The sequence below is a fragment of the Kitasatospora sp. NPDC052896 genome, from assembly GCF_044547075.1.
In the GTDB taxonomy this organism is placed as follows: Bacteria; Actinomycetota; Actinomycetes; order Streptomycetales; family Streptomycetaceae; genus Kitasatospora.
The window spans coordinates 16,720-38,099 of record NZ_JBITZU010000035.1 but is presented as its reverse complement, the minus strand read 5'-3'; the positions used below and the strand labels follow the sequence as shown (position 1 = coordinate 38,099).

4 protein-coding genes and 2 pseudogenes are annotated in these 21,380 nt (G+C 73.9%); 1 reads left to right on the top strand and 5 read right to left on the bottom strand.

What is annotated here, in order from left to right; translation table 11 throughout:
• Positions 1-24: 24 nt before the first annotated feature.
• Both argB and ACIGXM_RS34975 read right to left on the bottom strand, forming a co-directional pair.
• A complete protein-coding gene (gene argB / locus ACIGXM_RS34980) occupies positions 25-924 on the bottom strand; it encodes an acetylglutamate kinase (RefSeq protein WP_396568150.1) in 900 nt (299 codons plus the stop codon).
• Complete coding sequence (locus ACIGXM_RS34975) at positions 921-1,070, bottom strand: hypothetical protein (RefSeq protein WP_396568149.1); 150 nt, start codon at positions 1,068-1,070, stop codon at positions 921-923. The genes argB and ACIGXM_RS34975 overlap by 4 nt, the downstream gene beginning before the upstream one ends.
• Positions 1,071-1,496: 426 nt before the next feature.
• Between ACIGXM_RS34975 and ACIGXM_RS34970 the strand changes: the two genes are divergently transcribed.
• On the top strand, positions 1,497-2,480 hold the full coding sequence (locus ACIGXM_RS34970; RefSeq protein ID WP_396568148.1) for a carbohydrate kinase family protein: 984 nt from the start codon (positions 1,497-1,499) through the stop codon (positions 2,478-2,480).
• Between the two features lie 100 nt (positions 2,481-2,580).
• Here the strand turns inward: ACIGXM_RS34970 and ACIGXM_RS34965 are convergent.
• From ACIGXM_RS34965 to ACIGXM_RS34955, 3 genes and pseudogenes are all read right to left on the bottom strand, one after another.
• Positions 2,581-3,033, bottom strand: a pseudogene (locus tag ACIGXM_RS34965) (acyl carrier protein); the annotation flags it as partial.
• 141 nt (positions 3,034-3,174) lie between these two features.
• Positions 3,175-6,012 (bottom strand): annotated as a pseudogene (locus ACIGXM_RS34960) (type I polyketide synthase); the annotation flags it as partial.
• Between the two features lie 112 nt (positions 6,013-6,124).
• Positions 6,125-21,358, bottom strand: coding sequence for a type I polyketide synthase (locus tag ACIGXM_RS34955; RefSeq protein WP_396568164.1), 15,234 nt, complete (start codon positions 21,356-21,358; stop codon positions 6,125-6,127).
• Between the last annotated feature and the right edge of the window lie 22 nt (positions 21,359-21,380).

The window sequence follows — 21,380 nt, the reverse complement described above, 5'->3', positions numbered from 1 at the left end:
GGCCGCCCACTCTCCGCGAGCACCTCATCGCCACCTCGGGGCCGCTGGAGGACCTGGCTGCCCCGGCGAGCGGCTGACCGTCGTGCCGCCGACGCCGGCGTGCAGGAGGCGCAGCAGCGCGTGCGACGAGCGACCGTCGATGATGTGCGCCTGGGTCACGCCCGCGCGCACGGCCCGCACGCATGCCTCCAGCTTGGGCACCATGCTGCCGTCGATCTCGGGCAGCAGTTCCTCCGCCTCCTCCGCGGTGAGCCGGTCGACCAGCCGCGAGCGGGTGGGCCAGTCCAGGTAGAGGCCCTCGACGTCGGTCATCAGCACCAGGGCCACCGCGCCGAGCGCCCCGGCCAGCGCGGCGGCCGCGGTGTCCGCGTTGACGTTGTAGACACCGCCGCCGGCGCCGCGCGCGATGCTGGAGACCACCGGGATCCGGCCGTCGGCCAGCAGCGTGCGCAGCAGCCCGGTGTCGACCTCGGTCACCTCGCCCACCAGGCCGATGTCCACCGGCCGGCCGTCCACCACCGCCGGACGCCGGACCGCCGTCATGATCCGGGCGTCCTCGCCGGTCAGGCCGACCGCCAGCGGACCGTGCCGGTTGAGCAGCCCGACCAGGTCGCGCTGGACCTGGCCGGCCAGCACCATCCTGACCTCGGCCATCATCTGCTCGGTGGTCACCCGCAGGCCCGCCGTGAAGGTGGCGGCGAGCCCCAGCCGGTCGAGGTGCGCGTCGATCTGCGGTCCCCCGCCGTGCACCACGACGGGGCTGAAACCGGCGTGGCGCAGCGCGACGACGTCCCGGGCGAAGGTCTGCCGGACGGCCTCCCCCGCCAGCGCGCTGCCGCCGAGCTTGACCACCACCGCCGGGGCGTGCGGCACGCCCGGCCACACCAGGCGCGCCAGTCCGCGCGGCGCGGTCTCGGTGCTCACCGCGCGGACACCCGCTGGTGGAGCGTGCCGTCGTTGCCGCCGAGCAGTCCGGCACGGGTGACGGCATCCGGCGCGTGCACGGACACCTGGACCGACTGCCGCTCGGCGGGAAGCTCGAGGAGAGGGGAGGACGGTGCGAGGGGCATGCACGCTCCAGGGATGAGAACGGGACGCCGCCGGACAGGGCGGCGTGCGCGACCGAGCGGGCTGTGGTGTTCCCGTCAAGGTCTCACCACAACGTGTCACGGCCCTCTTGCGGGATGTTTGACAGTGCGCTGGAGTGCCCCTTGCGTCAGCTTGACCCGGCCGCCAAGGTCCGGACCCGCAGGTGGGCGGCGGCGTGGCCGACGCGGCGAGGTGGGGCGGAGTCGAACCGGACCGTCCGCAGTTCCGGGTTGACGGCTCGTCGGAGCAACTGATGAACCGTCACTTCGCTGACGGTGAAACCCGAACCATCCGGAGCCGCCGCGGAACGCACGGTAGCGTGTCTGCCGATGACTTGGCGCGGACCAGCGTGACCCGGGCGACCCCCGGTGCCCCGCGTCCCAGCCCGACAGGAGAGGAGAAGTATCGTGCGGATCGCAGTGACCGGCTCCATCGCCACCGATCATCTGATGAGCTTCCCCGGCAAGTTCAGCGAGCACATCCTGCTCGACCAGGTCGACAGGATCTCGCTCTCGTTCCTGGTCGACGGGCTCGAGGTCCGCCGCGGTGGCGTCGCGGCGAACATCGCGTTCGGGCTGGGGTCGCTCGGGCTCACCCCGTACCTGGTCGGCGCCGCGGGACACGACTTCACCGACTACGGCGAGTGGCTGCGCCGACACGGCGTCGACACCGAATCCGTCCGGATCTCGGCGTCGAAGCACACGGCCAGGTTCGTCTGCACCACGGACGAGGCGCAGAACCAGCTCGCGTCCTTCTACACCGGCGCCATGGCGGAGGCCCGCGAGATCGAGCTGACGCCGGTCGCCGAGCGGGTGGGCGGCGTCGGCATGGTCGTCATCGGCCCCAACGACCCGGAGGCGATGCTGCGGCACACCGACGAGTGCCGGGCCATGGGGTTTCCGTTCCTCGCCGACCCGTCCCAGCAACTCGCCCGCGCCGACCGGGAGATGGCGCGCAGCCTGGTCGACGGCGCCACGTACCTGTTCACCAACGAGTACGAGGCGGCCCTGCTGACCCAGAAGTCCGGCTGGACCCCGCGAGAGGTGCTCGAACGCGTCGGCCACTGGGTGATCACCCGGGGAGCCGAGGGCTCGACGATCGAGCACCGGGATCGTCCGCCCGTCGCGGTGCCCGCCGTGACCGCGCGCGCCATCGCCGACCCGACCGGTGTCGGTGACGCGTTCCGGGCCGGCTACCTGGCGGGGCTCTCCTGGGGCCTCGACGAACGCGGCTGCGCCCAACTGGGCAGCGTGCTGGCGACCCTGGCCCTCGAGGTGGTGGGGACCCAGGAGTACCGACTCGATCCGGCCGACCTGCTGGAGCGGTTGCGCGGCTCGTACGGCGACGAGGCCGCCGCGCCGATCGCCCGGAGGCTGCCGGCCGCGGTATGAGGTGACGGGGCGGGCACCCTGGTCGTGACCGGCGGCGGGCCGGGGATCACGGAGGCGGTGGGTGACGGGCCGGCCGCCCGGGGCGGCCGGCCGGGTGGGGTCAGGTGAGGCTGTCGTCGATGAAGGCGAAGAGCTCCTCGTCGGAGGCCGCGTCGAGGTCGTCGACGTCCACCAGGTTGTCGGAGGTGTCGAGGGCGCCCGCGGACGCCGGCTGCTGGGACTCGCCCCAGCGGGCGGCCAGGGCCTGCAGGCGCATCTGGATGCGGGCACGGGTGACGCCGTCGGCGGTCGTCGCGGCCAACGCGGCCTCCAGCCGGTCGAGTTCCTCGGTCACCGCGGCGGCCGAGTTCGTACCGTCGGCGAACAGCTGCTCGCGCAGGTGGGCCGCGAGCAGCGCCGGCGTCGGCTGGTCGAAGACCAGGGAGGCGGGCAGCGACAGACCGGTCGCCTCGGCCAGGCCGTTGCGCAGCATGACCGCCATCAGGGAGTCGACACCCAGGTCCTTGAACGCCTGCGCCGGCGGAATCTCCTCGGGTCCCGGGTAACCCAGGACGATGGCCGCCCTGCTCCGGACCAGGACGAGGAGCGCGCTGTCGCGCTCGGCCGGGGAGAGCCTCGCCAGCCGGACGGGCAGCGGGACCTCGGCCTCGATGACGCCCTCGTCGGCGACGGCCACCGGCGTCGCGCTCAGCCGCTCCTCCCGCTGGCGCTGGAACCAGGCGGACATGGCGGGCAACGCCGAGCTGAGCGGCTGGTCGCCGTCGAGGCCCAGCGTCGCGGTCAGCGCGTCCAGGTCCTCGCGCTCGACGGCCGCCCAGAACCGCTCGTCCACGGCGGCCGCGTGCGAGGTCGCCGGGGCGTCCTCGGCCGACTCCGGCCAGTAACGGCGCTGCTGGAAGGGGTAGGTGGGCAGGTCGATCCGACGGGCGCCGGTACCGGCGAAGACCGCCGGCCAGTCGAGCCCGACCCCGCGCACGTGCAGCTGGGCGAGCGCGCTGGTGAAGGTCTCCGCCTCCGCGCGGTCGCGGCGCAGCACGGGGGTGAAGGCGGCATCGCCGACGCAGTCCTGGCCGAGTGTGGTCAGGGTGCCGTCGGGGCCGAGCTCCAGGAAGGTGCGGACGCCCTCGCGCTCCAGGGTCCGCATGGCATCGGAGAAGTGGACGGCCTCGCGGACGTGGCGGACCCAGTAGTCGGGGGTGGTCAGGTCGGCGGACTGGTCGAGGGTGGAGACGATCGGAATCCGGGGAGCGTGGTAGGTCAGGCCCTCGGCGACGGTGCGGAACTCGGCCAGCATCGGGTCCATCAACGGCGAGTGGAAGGCATGGCTGACGGTCAGCCGCTTGGTCTTGCAGCCGTCGGCGGCCAGCTTCTCGGCCACCTCCAGCACGGCGTCCTCGGCACCGGAAATCACCATCGAGGTCAGACCGTTGACGGCGGCGATGTCCAACTCGTCGGCGCGGCCGGCCAGCAGCGGCAGCACCTCGTCCTGGGTCGCCTGGACGGCCACCATCGCGCCACCGGCGGGCAGTCGCTGCATCAGCCGCCCGCGCGCCGCGACCAGCGTGGCCGCGTCCGCCAGCGAGAGCACGCCCGCGACGTGCGCGGCGGCCAGCTCGCCGATCGAGTGCCCGGCCAGGAAGTCCGGCCGCAGGCCCCAGGACTCGACGAGCCGGAACAGCGCCACCTCGACCGCGAAGAGCGCGGGCTGGGTGTAGCCGGTCTCGTCGAGCCGCTCGCCCGTGAGGACGACGTCCTTCAGCGGCCGGTCCAGGTGCCGGTCCAGCTCCGCGCAGACCGCGTCGAAGGCCTCGGCGAACACCGGGTGGCTCTGGTACAGCCCGGCTCCCATGCCGGCGCGCTGGCTGCCCTGACCGGTGAAGAGGAAGGCGAGCTTGCCCTCCGCCGCCGTCCCCCGCACCAGCCGGGCGGCGGGCTCACCCGAGGCCAACGCGTCCAGGCCGCGCGCGAGTTCGGCACGGTCGGCGGCCACCACCACCGCGCGGCACTCCAGCGCCGCCCGACTCGTCGCCAACGAGTGGGCGAGGTCCACGAGTTCGACATCGTCGGCGAAGGAGCGCAGCCGCTCGGCCTGGGCCCGCAACGCGGCGTCGTTCTTCGCCGACAGCACCACCGGCAGCACCGGCGGCACCACCGTCACCTCGGCGGCGACCTCCTCCGCCCCGGCCTCCGGAGCCTGCTCCAGCACCGCGTGGGCGTTGGTGCCGCTGATGCCGAAGGACGAGATCGCGGCCCGGCGCGGGCGGCCGGTCTCCGGCCAAGCCTGATTCTCCGTCAGCAGCCGTACCGCACCGGCCGACCAGTCCACGTGCGGGGTGGGCTCGTCCACGTGCAGGGTCCGCGGGAGCACGCCGTGCCGGATCGCCATCACCATCTTGATCACACCCGCGACCCCGGCCGCCGCCTGGGTGTGCCCGATGTTGGACTTCACCGATCCCAGCCACACCGGCCGGTCCTCGGGCCGGCGCCGGCCGTAGGTGGCCAGCAGCGCCTGGGCCTCGATCGGGTCGCCCAGGGTGGTGCCGGTGCCGTGCCCCTCGACCGCGTCGACCTGGTCGGCGGTCAGCCGGGCGTTGGCCAGCGCCTGCTTGATCACCCGCTGCTGGGACGGGCCGTTCGGAGCGGTCAGACCGTTGCTGGCGCCGTCCTGGTTGACCGCGCTGCCCTGGACCACGGCGAGCACCGGGTGCCCGTTGCGGCGGGCGTCGGAGAGCCGCTCGACCAACAGCAGGCCCACGCCCTCGGCCATGTTGGTGCCGTCGGCCGCACCGGCGAAGGACTTGCAGCGGCCGTCGGCGGCCAGCCCGCGCTGGCGGCTGAACTCGATGATGGTCCCCGGGTTGGGCATCACCGTGACGCCACCGGCCAGCGCGAGCGCGCACTCGCCGGTCCGCAGCGCCTGCACCGCGAGGTGCAGGGAGACCAGCGAGGCCGAACAGGCGGTGTCCACGGTGACCGCCGGCCCCTCCAGGCCGTAGGTGTAGGAGAGCCGGCCGGACATCACACTCGCGGTGTTGCCGGTGCCCAGGTGGCCCTCGAAGCTCTCGGCCGAGCGCATCAGCACCGGGACGTAGTCCTGCCCGTTGGTGCCGACGAAGACGCCGGTCCGACTGCCGCGCAGGGTCAGCGGGTCGATGCCGGCCCGCTCGAACAGCTCCCAGGAGGTCTCCAGCAGCAGCCGCTGCTGGGGGTCCATGGACAGCGCCTCGCGCGGCGCGATGCCGAACAGCGCGGCGTCGAACCTGTCCGCCCCCGCCAGGAAGCCGCCCTCACGGGTGTAGGAGGCGCCCTGGGCGTCCGGGTCCGGGTCGTACAGCCCCTCGACGTCCCAGCCGCGGTCGGTCGGGAAGCCGGAGATCGCGTCGCCGCCGGTGGACACCAGCTGCCACAACTCCTCCGGGCTCCGCACCCCGCCGGGGAAGCGGCAGCTCATCGCGACGATCGCGATCGGCTCGCGGGCCTTCTCGTCCAGGTCGCGCAGCTGCGTGTGCGCCTCGTCGAGGTCCTTCAGCACGCGCTTGAGGTATTCGCGGAGCTTGTCTTCATTGGCCATCGGAGCGCTGCCCATTCGGATCGTCGGGGTGAAGGCTGGCGGGGTGGTGGAGGACGGTGTGCGGTGGCTGCGCTCAGCCCCTGCCGAACCTCTTGTCGATGTAGTCGAAGATCTCGTCGTCGGTCGCGTCGTCGATGCTCGCCGCGTCCGCGCTCTCTTCGGTGCCGCGGACCGCGTTCCAGCTCGCCAGCAGGGTCTGCAGGCGGACCGCGATCTGCGCGTGGGCGGCTTCGTCGGGAGCGACGGCGGCGTGGTCGTCCACGCTGAGCGAGGCGAGTACGGCCTCCAACCGGTCGAGTTCCTCGATCAGTTGGGGAGCCGCCGGCCGGCTGTCGGGGGCGACCTCGGCCAGCAGGTACTCGGCCAGCAGGGCGGGCGTCGGGTGGTCGAAGACCAGGGTCGCGGGCAGCCGCAGCCCGGTGGCCTCGTTCAGCCGGTTCCGGAGTTCGACGGCGGTCAGCGAGTCGAAGCCCAGCTCGCGGAAGGCCTGCCCGGCGCCGACCAGCTCCACCGAGGTGTAGCCGAGCACGGCGACCACGTGGTCGCGCACCAGGTCGAGCACCTGCCGCTGCTGCTCGGCCGTTGACAGGCCGGCCAACTTCTGGGCCAGGCCGACCGTTTCGGGCTCGCCGGCGGGGGTCGTCAGCACCACCCGACGGACCGGCGTCCGCACCAGACCCCGGAAGGGCGCGGGCAGGGCGTCGGGAACGGCCGCCAGCGCGCGCAGCGCCTTCAGGTCCAGGTGCATCGGCACCAGCACCGGTTCGTCCGCCACCGTGAGCGCGGCGTCGAAGAGCGCCAGTCCCTGCTCGGCGGTCATCGGGAGCACCCCGCCGCGCGCCGACCTGGCCAGGTCCACCTCGCTCAACCGGCCTGCCATGCCCCGGCGTTCGGCCCACAGGCCCCAGACGAGGGAGACCGCGGTCAGGCCGCGGGCGCGGCGGTGGCGGGCGAGCGCGTCCAGGAAGACGTTGGCCGCGCCGTAGCTGCCCAGGCCCGCACCGCCCAGCGTGCCGGCGGCGGCCGAGAAGAGCACGAAGGCGGCCAGGTCCAGGTGTGCGGTGAGTTCGTGCAGGTTCACCGCCGCGTCCACCTTGGGGCACAGCACCCGGTCGACCCGCTCGGGGGTGAGCGCACCGATCACGCCGTCGTCCAGCACGGCGGCGGTGTGCACCACGGCCGTCAGCGGGTGCTCGGCGGGCAGCTGGGCCAGCAGGGCGGCCAGCGCGTCGCGGTCGGCCACGTCGCAGGCCGCCAGCTCCACCTCGGCGCCCAACTCACGGATCTCGTCCATCAGTTCGGCCGCGCCGGGCGCGTCCTGGCCACGCCGGCTGGTCAACAGCAGGTGGCGGACGCCGCGTTCGGTCACCAGGTGGCGGGCGAGCAGCGCGCCGAGGCCGCCGGTGGCACCGGTGATCAGGACGGTTCCCTCGGGGTCCCAGGCCCGGGAAGGCGCCGGTCGTGCCGACGCGTCGTCCTCGGCGAGCCGGGCGACCCGGGCCAGCCGTGGCACGTGCACGGTGCCCGCGCGCAGCGCGAACTCGCTCTCGCCGGAGGCGATCGCGGCCGGCAGCAGCCGGCGGGACTCCTCGTCGTCGTCCAGGTCCACCAACACCAGGCGACCCTCGTTCTCGATCCGGGCGGCGCGCACCAGCCCCCAGATCGGGGCGTGGACCAGGTCGATCTCCTGGTCGCCGGGGCCGGCGGCCACGGCGCCACTGGTCACCAGGACCAGGCGGGACGCCTCGAGCCGGTCGTCGGCGAGCCAACCCTGCACCAGGGCGAGGGCCCGATGCGTCGCCGCGTGGACGTCGACCGCCAGGCCGTCGCCCGCCGGCTCCACCGCGCAGGCCGCCAGGACGGCGTCCGGCACGGGCCGACCGGCGGCCACCGCGGCACTGAGCGCGGCCAGGTCGGCGTAGAACTCGGGCTCCGCGCCCGCCAGTTCGAGCGCCGGGCCGATCTTGAGGTGATCGGCGCCGAGCACGGCCCAGTTCGAGCCGTTCGACGTGGGCGAGGCCGACGGCAGTGGCGTCCAGTCGACGCGGAACAGCGCGTCGTGCTGACCGGCCGCCGAGCCCCGGCTGAACTGCTCGGCCGAGACGGGACGCAGCACCAGGGAGTCCACCGAGGCGACGGGCGCGCCCGCGCTGTCGGCCACGGTCAGCGAGACCGCGTCCGGCCCGGTCGGGGTGAGCCGCACCCGCAGCGCGGAGGCACAGGCGGCGTGCAGGGTGAAACCGCTCCAGGCGAACGGGCGACGGCCCTGCGGCTCGTCCTCGGTGGCCGACTCCTCGGTGGCCGACTCCTCGGCGGGGGCGAGGGCCAGGGCCTGCAGCGCGGCGTCGAGCAGCGCCGGGTGCAGGCCGTAGTGGCCCGCCTCGGCCTGCTGCTCCTCCGGCAGTCGGACCTCGGCGTAGACCGCCTCGCCGAGCTGCCAGGCCCTGTGCAGGCCCTGGAAGGCCGGCCCGTACGACAGGCCCGCCAGTGCCAGCCGCTCGTAGTGGCCCTCGACCGGCAGCTCGACGGCGCCGGCCGGCGGCCAGGAGGTCGGGTCGAGCGGCGCGACAGGGGCGGTGGACGTCGCGGTGGCGGCCAGGGTGCCGCTGGCGTGCCGGGTCCAGGGCTCGCCCGTCGGCGCCTCGTCGGGACGCGCGTACAGGCTCAGCGACCGGCGGCCCGAGCCGTCCGGATCACCGACGACCAGCCGCAGCTGGAGCGCACCCTCCTCGGGCAGTACCAGCGGTACCTCCAGGGTGAGTTCCTCGACCAGGCCGCACCCCACCTGGTCGCCGGCCCGGACGGCGAGTTCGACGAACGCGGTCCCCGGCAGCAGCACGGTGTCGCCCACCGCGTGGTCCGCCAGCCAGGGGTGCGTGCGCAGCGCGAGCCGGCCGGTGAACAGGAACCCGTCGGAGTCGGGGAGTTCGACGGCCGCGCCCAGCAGCGGGTGCTCGGCGGAGGCGAGGCCGGCCGAGGCGACGTCGGCCGCGCCGGTCGTCACGGCCGGTTCGACCCAGTAGCGCCGGCGGTGGAAGGCGTAGGTGGGCAGGTCCGCCCGGCGAGTGCCCTCGTGGGTCAGGAAGGACTGCCAGTCGACCGGGACGCCACGCACCCAGGCCTCGGCCAGGGAGGCGAAGAGCCGCTCCAGACCACCCTCCTGACGACGCAGGGTGCCGAACGCCACCGCGTCCCGACCGGTGTCCTCGATGCTCTCCTGCACCGCCATCGCCAGCACCGGATGAGCACTGACCTCCACGAACGTCGTGATGCCGTGCTCGGTCAGCAGAGCACGAGTCGCATCCTCGAACTCCACCGTCGCCCGCAGGTTCGTGTACCAGTACTCACCATCCATCCCCGAACCATCGACCAACTCACCCGTCACCGTGGACAACAACGGCACCTGGCCGGCCCGAGGTTCGATCCCCGCCAGAGCCCCGAGGAGCTCCTCACGGATCGACTCGACCTGCGCCGAATGCGAGGCGTAGTCCACCGGCACCCGACGCGCCCGCACACCATCCGCCTCACAAGAGGCCAACAGCTCCTCCAGCGCCGCCGGCTCACCCGAGACGACCACCGACGACGGCCCGTTCACCGCCGCCACCGAGACCCGCGCCTCACCCCACACCACGAGCCGCTCACGCACCGCCCCGACCGGCAGCGCCACCGACACCATCCCACCAAGACCCGCCAGACCACCGGCGATCGCCCGACTGCGCAACGCCACCACCCGCGCACCGTCCTCCAGCGAGAGCGCACCCGCGACAACAGCCGCCGCGATCTCACCCTGCGAATGCCCCACCACAGCCGCCGGACGAACCCCAGCCGCCCGCCACACCTCCGCGAGCGACACCATCACCGCCCACAACACCGGCTGCACCACATCGACCCGCTCCAGCCAGCCATCGCCGGCCTCACCACGGACGACCTCCAACAACGACCAGCCATCCGCGAACGGCGCCAACGCCGCCGCACACTCCCCCATCCGCTCCGCGAACACCGCGGAGCACTCCAGCAACTCCACCGCCATCGCGGCCCACTGCGAACCCTGCCCCGGGAAGACGAACGCCACCCTGCCAGCGCCACTCGCCACACCCCGCACAGCCTCGGCCGCCACACCACCCGAGGCCAACGCCTCCAGACCACGCACCGCGCCGTCACGGTCACCCGCGACCACCACCGCACGATGCTCGAACACCGACCGCGACACCACCAACGCGCGACCCACATCCGCCAGCGACACCTCCGGCCGCTCACCCAGCAAGGCCAGCAACCGCGCCGCCTGCCCCGGCAACGCCGCCTCACTCTTCGCCGACACCACCAACGGCAGCACAGCGGTCCCGGCCGGCGCCGGCTCGTCCACGGTGACGGGAGCCTGCTCCAGCACGACGTGCGCGTTGGTACCGCTCATGCCGAAGGACGACACCCCGGCCCGGCGCGGATGGCCGGTCTCGGGCCACGGCTGGGTCTCGGCGAGGAGCGCGACCGCGCCCGCCGACCAGTCCACGTGCGGGGTCGGCTCGTCGATGTGCAGGCTCTGCGGGAGCAGGCCGTGCCGCATCGCCAGCACCATCTTGATGATCCCCGCGACACCGGCGGCGGCCTGGGTGTGCCCGATGTTGGACTTGATCGAGCCCAGCCACAGCGGGTGCTCGCGGTCCTGACCGTAGGTGGCGAGCAACGCCTGCGCCTCGATCGGGTCGCCGAGGGTCGTCCCGGTGCCGTGCGCCTCGACCGCGTCGACCTCACCGGCCGCCAGGCCCGCGTTCGCCAGCGCCTGTCGGATCACCCGCTGCTGCGACGGACCGTTCGGCGCCGTCAGACCGTTGCTCGCACCGTCCTGGTTGAGCGCCGAGCCACGCACCAGTGCCAGCACCGGGTGCCCGTTGCGCTCGGCGTCGGAGAGCCGCTCGACGAGCAGCATGCCCACGCCCTCGCCCCAGCCCGTGCCGTCCGCCGCCGCCGCGAAGGCCTTGCAGCGGCCGTCGGTGGCGAGCCCGCGCTGGCGGCTGAACTCCACGAACGCCCCCGGCGAGGACATCACCGTCGCACCGCCCGCGAGCGCCATCGTGCACTCGCCGCTGCGCAGCGCCTGCACGGCCAGGTGCAGGGCGACCAGCGAGGACGAGCACGCGGTGTCGACGGAGAGCGCCGGGCCCTCCAGCCCGAAGGTGTAGGAGAGCCGACCGGAGACCACGCTCGCCGCGTTGCCGGTGCTGAGGTAGCCGGCGAGGTCGTCGGCGGTGTCCATCGCCAGCTGGAGGTAGTCCTGGCCGTTGGTACCGACGAAGACACCGGTCCGGCTGCCGCGCAGGGTGGTCGGGTCGATGCCGGCCCGCTCGATCGCCTCCCAGCTGGTCTCCAGCAGCAGGCGCTGCTGCGGGTCCATCGCCAACGCCTCGCGCGGCGAGATCCCGAAGAAGGTCGGGTCGAACTCGGCGACGTCGTGGAGGAAGCCACCGTGACCCGTGTGGGACGAATGCGCGTCATCGGCGCCGGCGTTGAGCAGGGCCTCCAGGTCCCAGCCGCGGTCGGTCGGGAATCCGGAGATCGCGTCGGCGCCGGAGGTGAGCAGCTGCCACAGCTCCTCGGGCGTACCGACACCGCCGGGGAAACGGCAGCTCATCGCGACGATGGCGATCGGCTCGTCGTCGGCGGCGGTCGACGCGGCGGCGGCCAGGGCGGGCAACGCCTCGCCGAGCAGCTCCGAGCGCAGGTGCTCGGCCAGCGCGGCCGTGGTCGGGTAGTCGAAGACCAGCGTGGCGGGCAGCGCCAGACCGGTCGCCGTGCCCAGGAGGTTGCGGAACTCGACGGCGGTCAACGAGTCGAAGCCGAGCTCCCGGAACGCCTTGCCGACCTCGACGGACTCCGGATCGCCGTAACCCAGCACGGCGGCCACGTTGCCGCGCACCACGTCGAGCAGCACGCGATCCCGCTCGGCCTCGGGCAGGCCGGCCAGGCGCTGCGCCAGGGCGGTGGCCCCGCCGGCGGCGGAGGCGGGGGCGGCCTGCTCGATCGCCTGACGGGCCTCGGGCAGGCCGTCGAAGAGACGGCTGGGACGAGCGGCGACGAAGGACGGAGCGAAGCTCTCCCAGTCCAGGTCGGCGGCGACCACCGTGGTGTCCTCGACGGAGAGCGCGCGCTGCAGGAAGGCCAGGCCCAACTCCGGTGCCATGGCCCGCATTCCGCCCCGGCGCAGGCGTTCGGCCAGCGCCTGGTCGGCGGCCATGCCACCCTGGGCCCACGGGCCCCAGGCGATGGCGGTGGCCGGCAGGCCGTCGGCGCGACGCTGCTCGGCGAGGGCGTCGAGGTAGGCGTTGGCGGCGGCGTAGTTGCCCTGACCCGCGCTGCCGATCGTGCCGGCGATCGAGGAGAAGAGGACGAACGCCGAGAGTCCGTCGGTGAGTTCGTGCAGATTGCGGGCGGCGTCCACCTTGGGACGGGCGACGGCGGCGAAGCGCTCGGCGGTCAGGCCGTCCACGACGCCGTCATCGAGCACACCGGCCGTGTGGAAGACGGCCGACACCGGCTGCTCCAGCGACGCGAGCAGCGCGGCCAGCGCGTCACGGTCGGCCACGTCACACGCGGCGACGGTGACGGTGGCCCCCAACTCGGTGAGCTCATCGCACAGTTCGGCGGCACCCGGAGCGTCCGGACCGCGCCGGCTGGTGAGCAGCAGGTGCTCGGCGCCGCCGCGGACCAGCCAACGCGACACCTCGGCGCCCAGGGCACCGGTACCGCCGGTGACCAGGATGGTTCCGGACGGCTGCCACTGCTGACCCGCCTCCCCGCGCGGCGCGCGCACCAGACGGCGGGCGAGGACGCCCGAGGCGCGAACCGCGACCTGGTCCTCCTGGCCGGCGAGCACACCCACCAGGCGGGCGAGCACTCGATCGTCCGGGGCCTCCGGGAGGTCGACCAGACCGCCCCAGCGCTCCGGGTGCTCCAGGGCCACCACCCGGCCCAGACCCCACAGCTGCGCCTGCTCGGGGCTGGCGAGCCGGTCGGCGGGACCGGTCGTCACCGCACCGCGCGTCACGCACCACAGCGGCGCGGCGATGCCGGCATCGCCCAGCGCCTGCACCAGCGCCAGGCTGGCGGCAAGGGGCATCGCCTCGCCCAGTGCCAGCAGGGAGAGCACGCCGGTCACCGCCGCCTGCTGGAGGCGCTCGGCGAGCCGGCCGCGCTCGGCGTCCGCCGCATCGACATCGATTCGGTGGACGTCCACGCCGCGATCGGCCAGCACGCGCAGCGTGCCCAGCACCGCGGCATCCTCAGCGGCGCCGGTGGGAACCACCACCAGCCACGAGCCCGACAGCACACCCGGGACGGCCTCGGTGACGGGCTGCCAACCGGCCTGGTAGCGCCAGCCGTCCACGGTGGAGCGGTCGCGGTTCTGCCGGCGCCAGGCCGACAGGGCGGGCAGCAGCGTGCCCAGCGCGTCACCGTCCTCGACCGCGAGGGTGGCGGCCAACGCGTCGACGTCCTCGCGCTCCACCGCTTCCCAGAAGCGCGCGTCCACCTCGTGGTCGGGAGTACCGCCGAATGCCGGGGCCGCGGACTCCAGCCAGTACCACTCGTGCTGGAAGGCGTAGGTGGGCAGGTCGATCCGGCGGGCGTTCCGGCCGGCGAAGACGGCCTGCCAGTCCACGGCCAGACCGCGCGCGTGGGCCTGGCCGAGGGCGGTGGTCAGCGTGCGGACCTCGGGACGGTCGGCGCGCAGCACCGGCGCGAACGCGGTGCCCTCGGCGGTGGCGCACTCCTGACCGAGGGCGGAGAGCACGCCGTCCGGTCCCAGCTCCACGAAGGTGCGCACGCCCTCGCGCTCCAGGCCCTGGACCGCGTCGCGGAAACGGACGGCCTCGCGCACGTGCCGCACCCAGTACTCGGGCGAGGTCAGGTCCGCCGACTTGTCGAGCGTCGAGACGATCGGAATCCGGGGAGCGTGGAAGGTCAGACCCTCGGCGACCGTACGGAACTCGGCCAGCATCGGGTCCATCAGCGGCGAGTGGAACGCGTGGCTCACCGTGAGCCGCCGGGTCTTGCGACCCTGCTCGGCCAGCTTGCCCGCGACCTCCAGCACGGCCGCCTCGGCGCCCGAAAGCACCACGGACGTCGGCCCGTTGACGGCGGCGAGGCCCAACTCGGCCTCCCGGCCGGCCAGCAGCGGCAACACCTCGTCCTCGGCCGCCTGCACCGCCACCATCGCACCACCGGCCGGCAGCGCCTGCATCAACCGCCCACGCGCCGCCACCAGCTTCGCCGCGTCCGCCAGCGACAACACACCCGCCACGTGCGCGGCCGCGATCTCACCGATCGAGTGACCCGCCAGGAAATCCGGCCGCACACCCCACGACTCCACCAGCCGGAACAGTGCCACCTCGACCGCGAAGAGCGCGGGCTGGGTGCAGCCGGTCTCGTCGATCCGCTCACCCGCGAAGACGACATCCTTCAGCGACCGGTCCAGGTACCGGTCCAGCTCCGCGCACACGGCATCGAAAGCCACCGCGAACACCGGGAACGAGCCGTACAACTCGGCACCCATCCCGGCCCGCTGACTCCCCTGCCCGGTGAACAGGAAGGCGAGCTTGCCCGGCGCCACCGCGCCCCGGACCACGCCGGCCGCCGCATCGCCCGCAGCCAACGCCTCCAGCGCGCGCAGGAGTTCGTCGCGGTCCTCGGCGACCATCACGGCGCGGTGTTCCAGAGCGGCGCGGGTGGTCGCCAACGAGTAGGCGACATCGGCCGGTTCGGACTCGGGCCGGTCCTCGACGAAGGAGCGCAGACGCCCGGCCTGGGCGCGCAGCGCGTCGGCGCTCTTCGCGGAGAGCAGCCACGGCAGCACCTCCGTACGCACCGGCTCCGCAGCCACCGCCGACGGCTGGGCGGCCTCGGGAGCCTGCTCGACGACGGTGTGCGCGTTGGTGCCGCTGATGCCGAAGGACGAGATCGCCGCGCGGCGCGGGCGACCGGTCTCGGGCCAGGGACGTGCCTCGGTCAGCAGCTCCACCGCACCGGCGGACCAGTCGATGTTCGTCGACGGCTGGTCGACGTGCAGGGTGCGCGGCAGCACGCCGTGCCGCATCGCCATCACCATCTTGATGATGCCCGCGACACCGGCGGCGGCCTGGGTGTGCCCGATGTTCGACTTGATCGAGCCCAGCCACAGGGGCTGGTCCTCGGCACGGTCGCGACCGTAGGTGGCCAGCAGCGCCTGCGCCTCGATCGGGTCGCCGAGGGTCGTGCCGGTGCCGTGCGCCTCGACCGCGTCGATCTCGTCGGCGGTCAGACCCGCGTTGACCAGGGCCTGCCGGATCACCCGCTGCTGCGACGGACCGTTCGGCGCCGTCAGACCGTTGCTCGCGCCGTCCTGGTTGACCGCGCTCCCACGGACGACCGCGAGCACGGGGTGCCCGTTGCGCTCGGCGTCCGACAGCCGCTCGACCAGCAGCATGCCCGCGCCCTCGCCCCAGCCCGTGCCATCGGCGGCGTCCGCGAAGGACTTGCAGCGGCCGTCGGGTGACAGGCCGCGCTGGCGGCTGAAGTCGACGAAGGTCTCCGGCGTGCCCATCACGGCGACGCCGCCGGCCAGGGCCATCGTGCACTCGCCGTTGCGCAGCGCCTGGATCGCCCAGTGCAGCGCGACCAGCGAGGAGGAACAGGCGGTGTCGACCGTGACGGCCGGGCCCTCCAGACCGAAGGTGTAGGCCACCCGCCCGGAGACGATGCTGCCCGAGTTGCCCGTACCCAGGTAGCCCTCGACGCCCTCGGGCAGCTCGCCGATCGCACTGGCGTAGTCGTGGTACATCAGGCCGGCGAAGACGCCGGTCCGGCTGCCCTTGAGCACGGCCGGGTCGATGCCGGCGCGCTCGATCGCCTCCCAGGAGACCTCCAGCAGCAGCCGCTGCTGCGGGTCCATCGCGATGGCCTCGCGCGGCGAGATGCCGAAGAACGCCGGGTCGAACAGGCCCGCGTCGTGCAGGAAGCCACCCTCACGGGCGTAGGAGGTGCCCTGGTGGTCCGGATCCGGGTGGTAGAGACCGTCCAGGTCCCAGCCGCGACCGGTCGGGAAGCCGGAGACCGCGTCCTCGCCCTCGAAGACCAGCCGCCACAGGTCCTCCGGCGACTGGACGCCGCCCGGGTAGCGGCAGGCCATCCCGACGATCGCGATCGGCTCGTCGACCGCCACGGCGGCGGCCGAACCGGCCACGACCGCCGTCTCGGACTCGTCGCCCAGCAGCTCGGTGCGCAGGAAGGCGGCCAGCGCCAGCGGGCTCGGGTAGTCGAAGACCAGCGTCGCGGGCAGCCGCAGACCGGTCACACCGTTCAGCTCGTTGCGCAGCTCGACCGCGGTCAGCGAGTCGAAGCCCAACTCCTTGAACGCCCGACCCGCCTCCACGGCGGTCGCGTCCGCGTAACCCAGCACCGCCGCCACCCGACCGCACACCAGGTCGAGCAGCGCGGCCTCCCGCTCCCCCGCCGGCAGCGCCAGCAGCCGACCGGCCAGCTCCGAGCCGCCGGCCGAGCCGGCCCGCGCGACCCGGCGGGCGGGGACCCGGACCAGACCGCGCAGCAGCGGCAGGACCTCACGTCCGGCGTCCTTGCGCAGCGCGGCCAGGTCCAGGTGCATCGGGACCAGGGTCGCGGCGTCCGTACCGAGGGCCGCGTCGAAGAGCGCCAGGCCCTCGGCGGCGGTGAGGCCCTGCACGCCGGAGCGTGCCATCCGGTCGACGTCGCCCTCACCGAGACCGGCCGCCATCCCGGCGCCCTCGGCCCACAGGCCCCAGGCGAGCGAGACCGCCGGGAGGCCCTGGGCACGGCGCCGAGCGGCGAGGGCGTCCAGGAAGACGTTGGCGGCGGCGTAGTTGCCCTGGCCCGGGCCACCGAAGGTGCCGGCGGCCGAGGAGAAGAGCACGAACGCCGACAGCCCGTCGGTGAGTTCGTGCAGGTTGAGCGCCGCGTCCAGCTTCGGACGCAGCACCGTGTCGAGCCGCTCGGGGGTGAGCGAGGAGACGATCCCGTCGTCCAACACACCGGCCGTGTGCACCACGCCCGCCACCGGGTGCTCCGCGAGCAGCGCGGCCAACGCGTCACGGTCCGCCACGTCACACGCGGCGACGATCGCGTGGGCACCCAACTCGGCCAGCTCGGCGACCAGTTCGACCGCACCCGGCGCGTCCACACCGCGCCGCGAGACCAGCAGCAGGCTCCGCACGCCGTGTTCGACCACCAGGTGCCGAGCGACCAGACCGCCCAGCATCCCGGACGCGCCGGTCACCAGCACCGTGCCGTCAGCGTCGAACACCGGCGCCGGGTCGGACCCGGGCGTCCGGGCCAGCCGGGGCACGCGCACGATGCCCTCGCGCACGGCGAGTTCGGGTTCGCCCGACGCCAGCGCGCCGGCCAGGAGTTCACCGGACGCGCCATGGGTGTCGAGGTCCAGCAGGACGAACCGGTCGGGGTTCTCGGCCTGTGCCGAGCGCAGCAGGCCCCAGACGGGCGCGTGCACCAGGTCGTCGACCCCGGTGGCATCGGCGGCCACCGCGCCACGGGTCACCAGCACCAGCCGGGAGGCGGCGAACCGCGCGTCCGCCAGCCACTCCTGAACCACACCGAGCACACCGCTCAGCGCGGACCGGACGGTCGGGGCGAGCTCGGTCGCATCGACGGTGTCCAGGGCGAGGAGGACCGTGTCGGGAGCGGCCAGGCCGCCGTCCACCGCCGCACCCAGTGCCGCCAGGTCGGCGAAGGCGTCGGCGCCCGAGCCGAGCGCGTCGGTGCCGAGCGCCGCCCAGTGGCCGACCGGCGCGGCCGACACCGACAGCGGAACCCACTCCACCCGGAACAGCGAGTCCGTGAACCCGCCACGGGCGGCACGCACCTGCTCCTCGGAGACCTCGCGCAGCATCAGCGAGTCGACCGAGGCCACCGGGCGGCCGGACTCGTCGGCCAGTTCCAGGGCGATCGCGTCGGGTCCGGTGCGTGACAGTCGCGCGCGCAGTACGGCAGCACCCGAGGCGTGCAGGGTCACGCCGTTCCACGCGAACGGGAGCCGGCCGCGTCCGGTGTCCGCGAGCAGGTCACCGATGCCGACCGCGTGCAGCGCGGCATCCAGCAGAGCGGGGTGCAGGCCGAAGGAGGCCGCGCCGTCGCGGGCGTCCTGCGGCAGTGCCACCTCGGCGAACACCTCGTCGGCCCGCCGCCAGGCCGCCCGCAGCCCCTGGAACAGCGGTCCGTAGCCGAAGCCGACAGCGGCGAGGCGCTCGTAGAGGTCCGTCACGTCGACCTCGGCCGCGCCGGCCGGCGGCCACTGCGCCAGCTCGAACGACGGCTCCTCGGCCGTGTCGGGAGCGAGCACGCCGGTGGCGTGCCGGGTCCACGGCTCCTCCGCCTGGGCGTCCTCCGGGCGCGAGTGCAGGCTCAGCGGGCGCCGGCCCGACTCGTCCACCGCGCCCAGCGCCAGCCGCAGTTGGACGCCGCCGTGCTCGGGCAGCACCAGCGGTGCCGCCAGCGTCAGCTCCTCCAGCACCGAGCAACCGACCTGGTCGCCGGTGCGGATCGCCAGCTCCACGAAGGCCGTTCCCGGCAGCAGGATCGAGCCCAGCACGGCGTGGTCCGCCAGCCACGGGTGCGACTGCACCGACAACCGGGCGGTGAACACCAGCCCGTCCCAGTGGGGGAGTTCGATGCTGGCACCGAGCAGCGGATGCCCGGCCGCGACGAGCCCGAGGGAGGCGGGGTCCCCCGTCGAGGTGCCGCCCTCCAGCCAGTACCGTGCACGCTGGAAGGGGTAGGTGGGCAGGTCGATCCGGCGGGCACCGGTGCCCGCGAAGACGGCCGACCAGTCCACCGCGACACCGCGCACGTACGCCTGGGCGAGCGCCGTGGTCAGCGTGCGGACCTCGGGACGGTCGGCACGCAGCACCGGCGCGAACGCGACGTCCTCCGTGCCGGCGCAGTCCTGGCCCATCGCGGAGAGCACCCCGTCCGGACCCAGCTCCACGAACGTCCGGACGCCCTCGCGCTCCAGGGTCGCGACGGCGTCGCGGAAGCGCACGGCCTCACGGACGTGGCGCACCCAGTAGTCCGGGGTGGTGAGGTCGGCGGACTGGTCGAGGGTGGAGACGATCGGGATCCGTGGCGCGTGGAACTCCAGCGACTCCGCGACGGCCCGGAACTCCTCCAACATCGGGTCCATCAGCGGCGAGTGGAACGCGTGGCTCACCGTGAGCCGCTTCGTCTTGCGACCCTGCTCGGCCAGCTGCCCGGCCACCTCCAGCACGGCCTGCTCCGCACCTGAAAGCACCACGGACGTCGGCCCGTTGACGGCGGCGAGGCCCAACTCGGCCTCGCGACCGGCCAGCAGCGGCAGCACCTCGTCCTCGGCCGCCTGCACCGCCACCATCGCACCACCGGCCGGCAGCGCCTGCATCAACCGACCACGTGCCACCACCAGCTTCGCCGCGTCCGCGAGGGACAGCACACCGGCGACGTGCGCGGCCGCGATCTCACCGATCGAGTGACCCGCCAGGAAGTCCGGCCGCACACCCCAGGACTCCACCAGGCGGAACAGCGCCACCTCGACCGCGAACAACGCCGGCTGCGTGAAGCCGGTCTCGTGGATCAGCTCACCCTCGGCGACGACGTCCTTCAGCGGCCGCTCAAGGTGCCCGTCCAGCTCAGCGCAGACCGCGTCGAAGGCCTCCGCGAAGGCGGCGAACTCGCCGTACAACTCCCGTCCCATGCCGAGCCGCTGGCTGCCCTGGCCGGTGAACAGGAACGCCAGTCGCCCCTCGACCAGCGAGCCCGCGACGAGGTTCGCCGCCGACTCCCCCGCCGCCAGCGCACCCAGCCCGCGCAGCAGCTCCTCGCGCTCCCCCGCCACGACCACCGCACGACGCCCCAGCGCCGCCCGTCCCGTCGCCGACGAGTACGCCACGTCGCCGAGTTCGGCCTCGCCGACAACCGGCAGCAGCCGCTCGGCCTGCGCCCGCAGCGCGCCCGTGTCGTGGGCCGAGAGCACCACCGGCAGCACCGTAGGCAGCACCGGAGGCTCGGTGTCCTCGGTCTCTTCCGGCGCCTGCTCCAGGATGGTGTGCGCGTTGGTCCCGCTCACACCGAAGGCCGAGATGCCGGCCCGGCGCGGCGCACCCGTCAGCGGCCACTCGGTGGCCTCGGTCAGCAGCTCCACCGCGCCCGCCGACCAGTCCACGTGCGGCGAGGGCTCGTCCACGTGCAGCGTCTTCGGCAGCACGCCGTGCCGGATCGCCATCACCATCTTGATCACACCGGCCACGCCCGCCGCCGCCTGGGTGTGCCCGAAGTTGGACTTCAACGACCCCAGCCACAGCGGCCGTTCACGGTCCTGCCCGTACGTCGCCAACAGCGCCTGGGCCTCGATCGGGTCGCCCAGGGTGGTACCCGTGCCGTGCGCCTCGACGGCGTCCACCTGGTCCGCCGTCAGCCGGGCGTTCTCCAGGGCCTGCCGGATCACCCGCTGCTGCGACGGACCGTTCGGCGCGGTCAGACCGTTGCTCGCACCGTCCTGGTTGACGGCGCTACCGCGAACGATCGCCAGCACCGGGTGCCCGTTGCGCCGGGCGTCCGACAGCCGCTCGACCAGCAGCATGCCCACGCCCTCGGCCCAGCCGGTGCCGTCCGCGCCGGCCGCGAACGCCTTGCACCGGCCGTCGGTGGCCAGCCCGTGCTGACGGCTGAACTCGACGAACACGTCCGGGGTGGCGAGCACCGTCACGCCACCCGCCAGCGCCATCGAGCACTCGCCGTTGCGCAGCGCCTGGACCGCCAGGTGCAGCGAGACCAGCGACGAGGAGCAGGCGGTGTCCACGGTGACCGCCGGCCCCTCGAAGCCGAAGGTGTAGGCGACCCGGCCGGAGACCACCGCGGCCGCGTTACCGGTGAGCAGGTAGCCCTCGACTCCGTCCGGCAGCTGGTCGGCCACACCGGCGTAGCCCGACGCGGAGGCGCCGACGAAGACGCCGGTGCGGCTGCCGCGGACCGTCTCCGGGTCGATGCCGGCCCGCTCGAACGCCTCCCAGGAGGTCTCCAGCAGCAGCCGCTGCTGCGGGTCCATCGCCAGCGCCTCGCGCGGCGAGATCCCGAAGAACGCCGGGTCGAACCGGTCGGCGCCGGTGAGGAACCCACCGCCACGGGCGTAGAAGGTGCCCTGGCGGTCGGGATCCTCGTCGTACAGATCGGCCAGTCGCCAACCGCGGTCGGCCGGGAACTCACCGATCGCGTCGACGCCGTCGGCGACCAGCCGCCACAGCGCCTCCGGTGATGCCACGCCTCCGGGGAACCGGCAGCTC

Bases quoted from the DNA above. Each gene is read 5' to 3' on its own strand.
- ACIGXM_RS34975 (WP_396568149.1), bottom strand. From the start codon at position 1,070: ATGCCCCTCGCACCGTCCTCCCCTCTCCTCGAGCTTCCCGCCGAGCGG.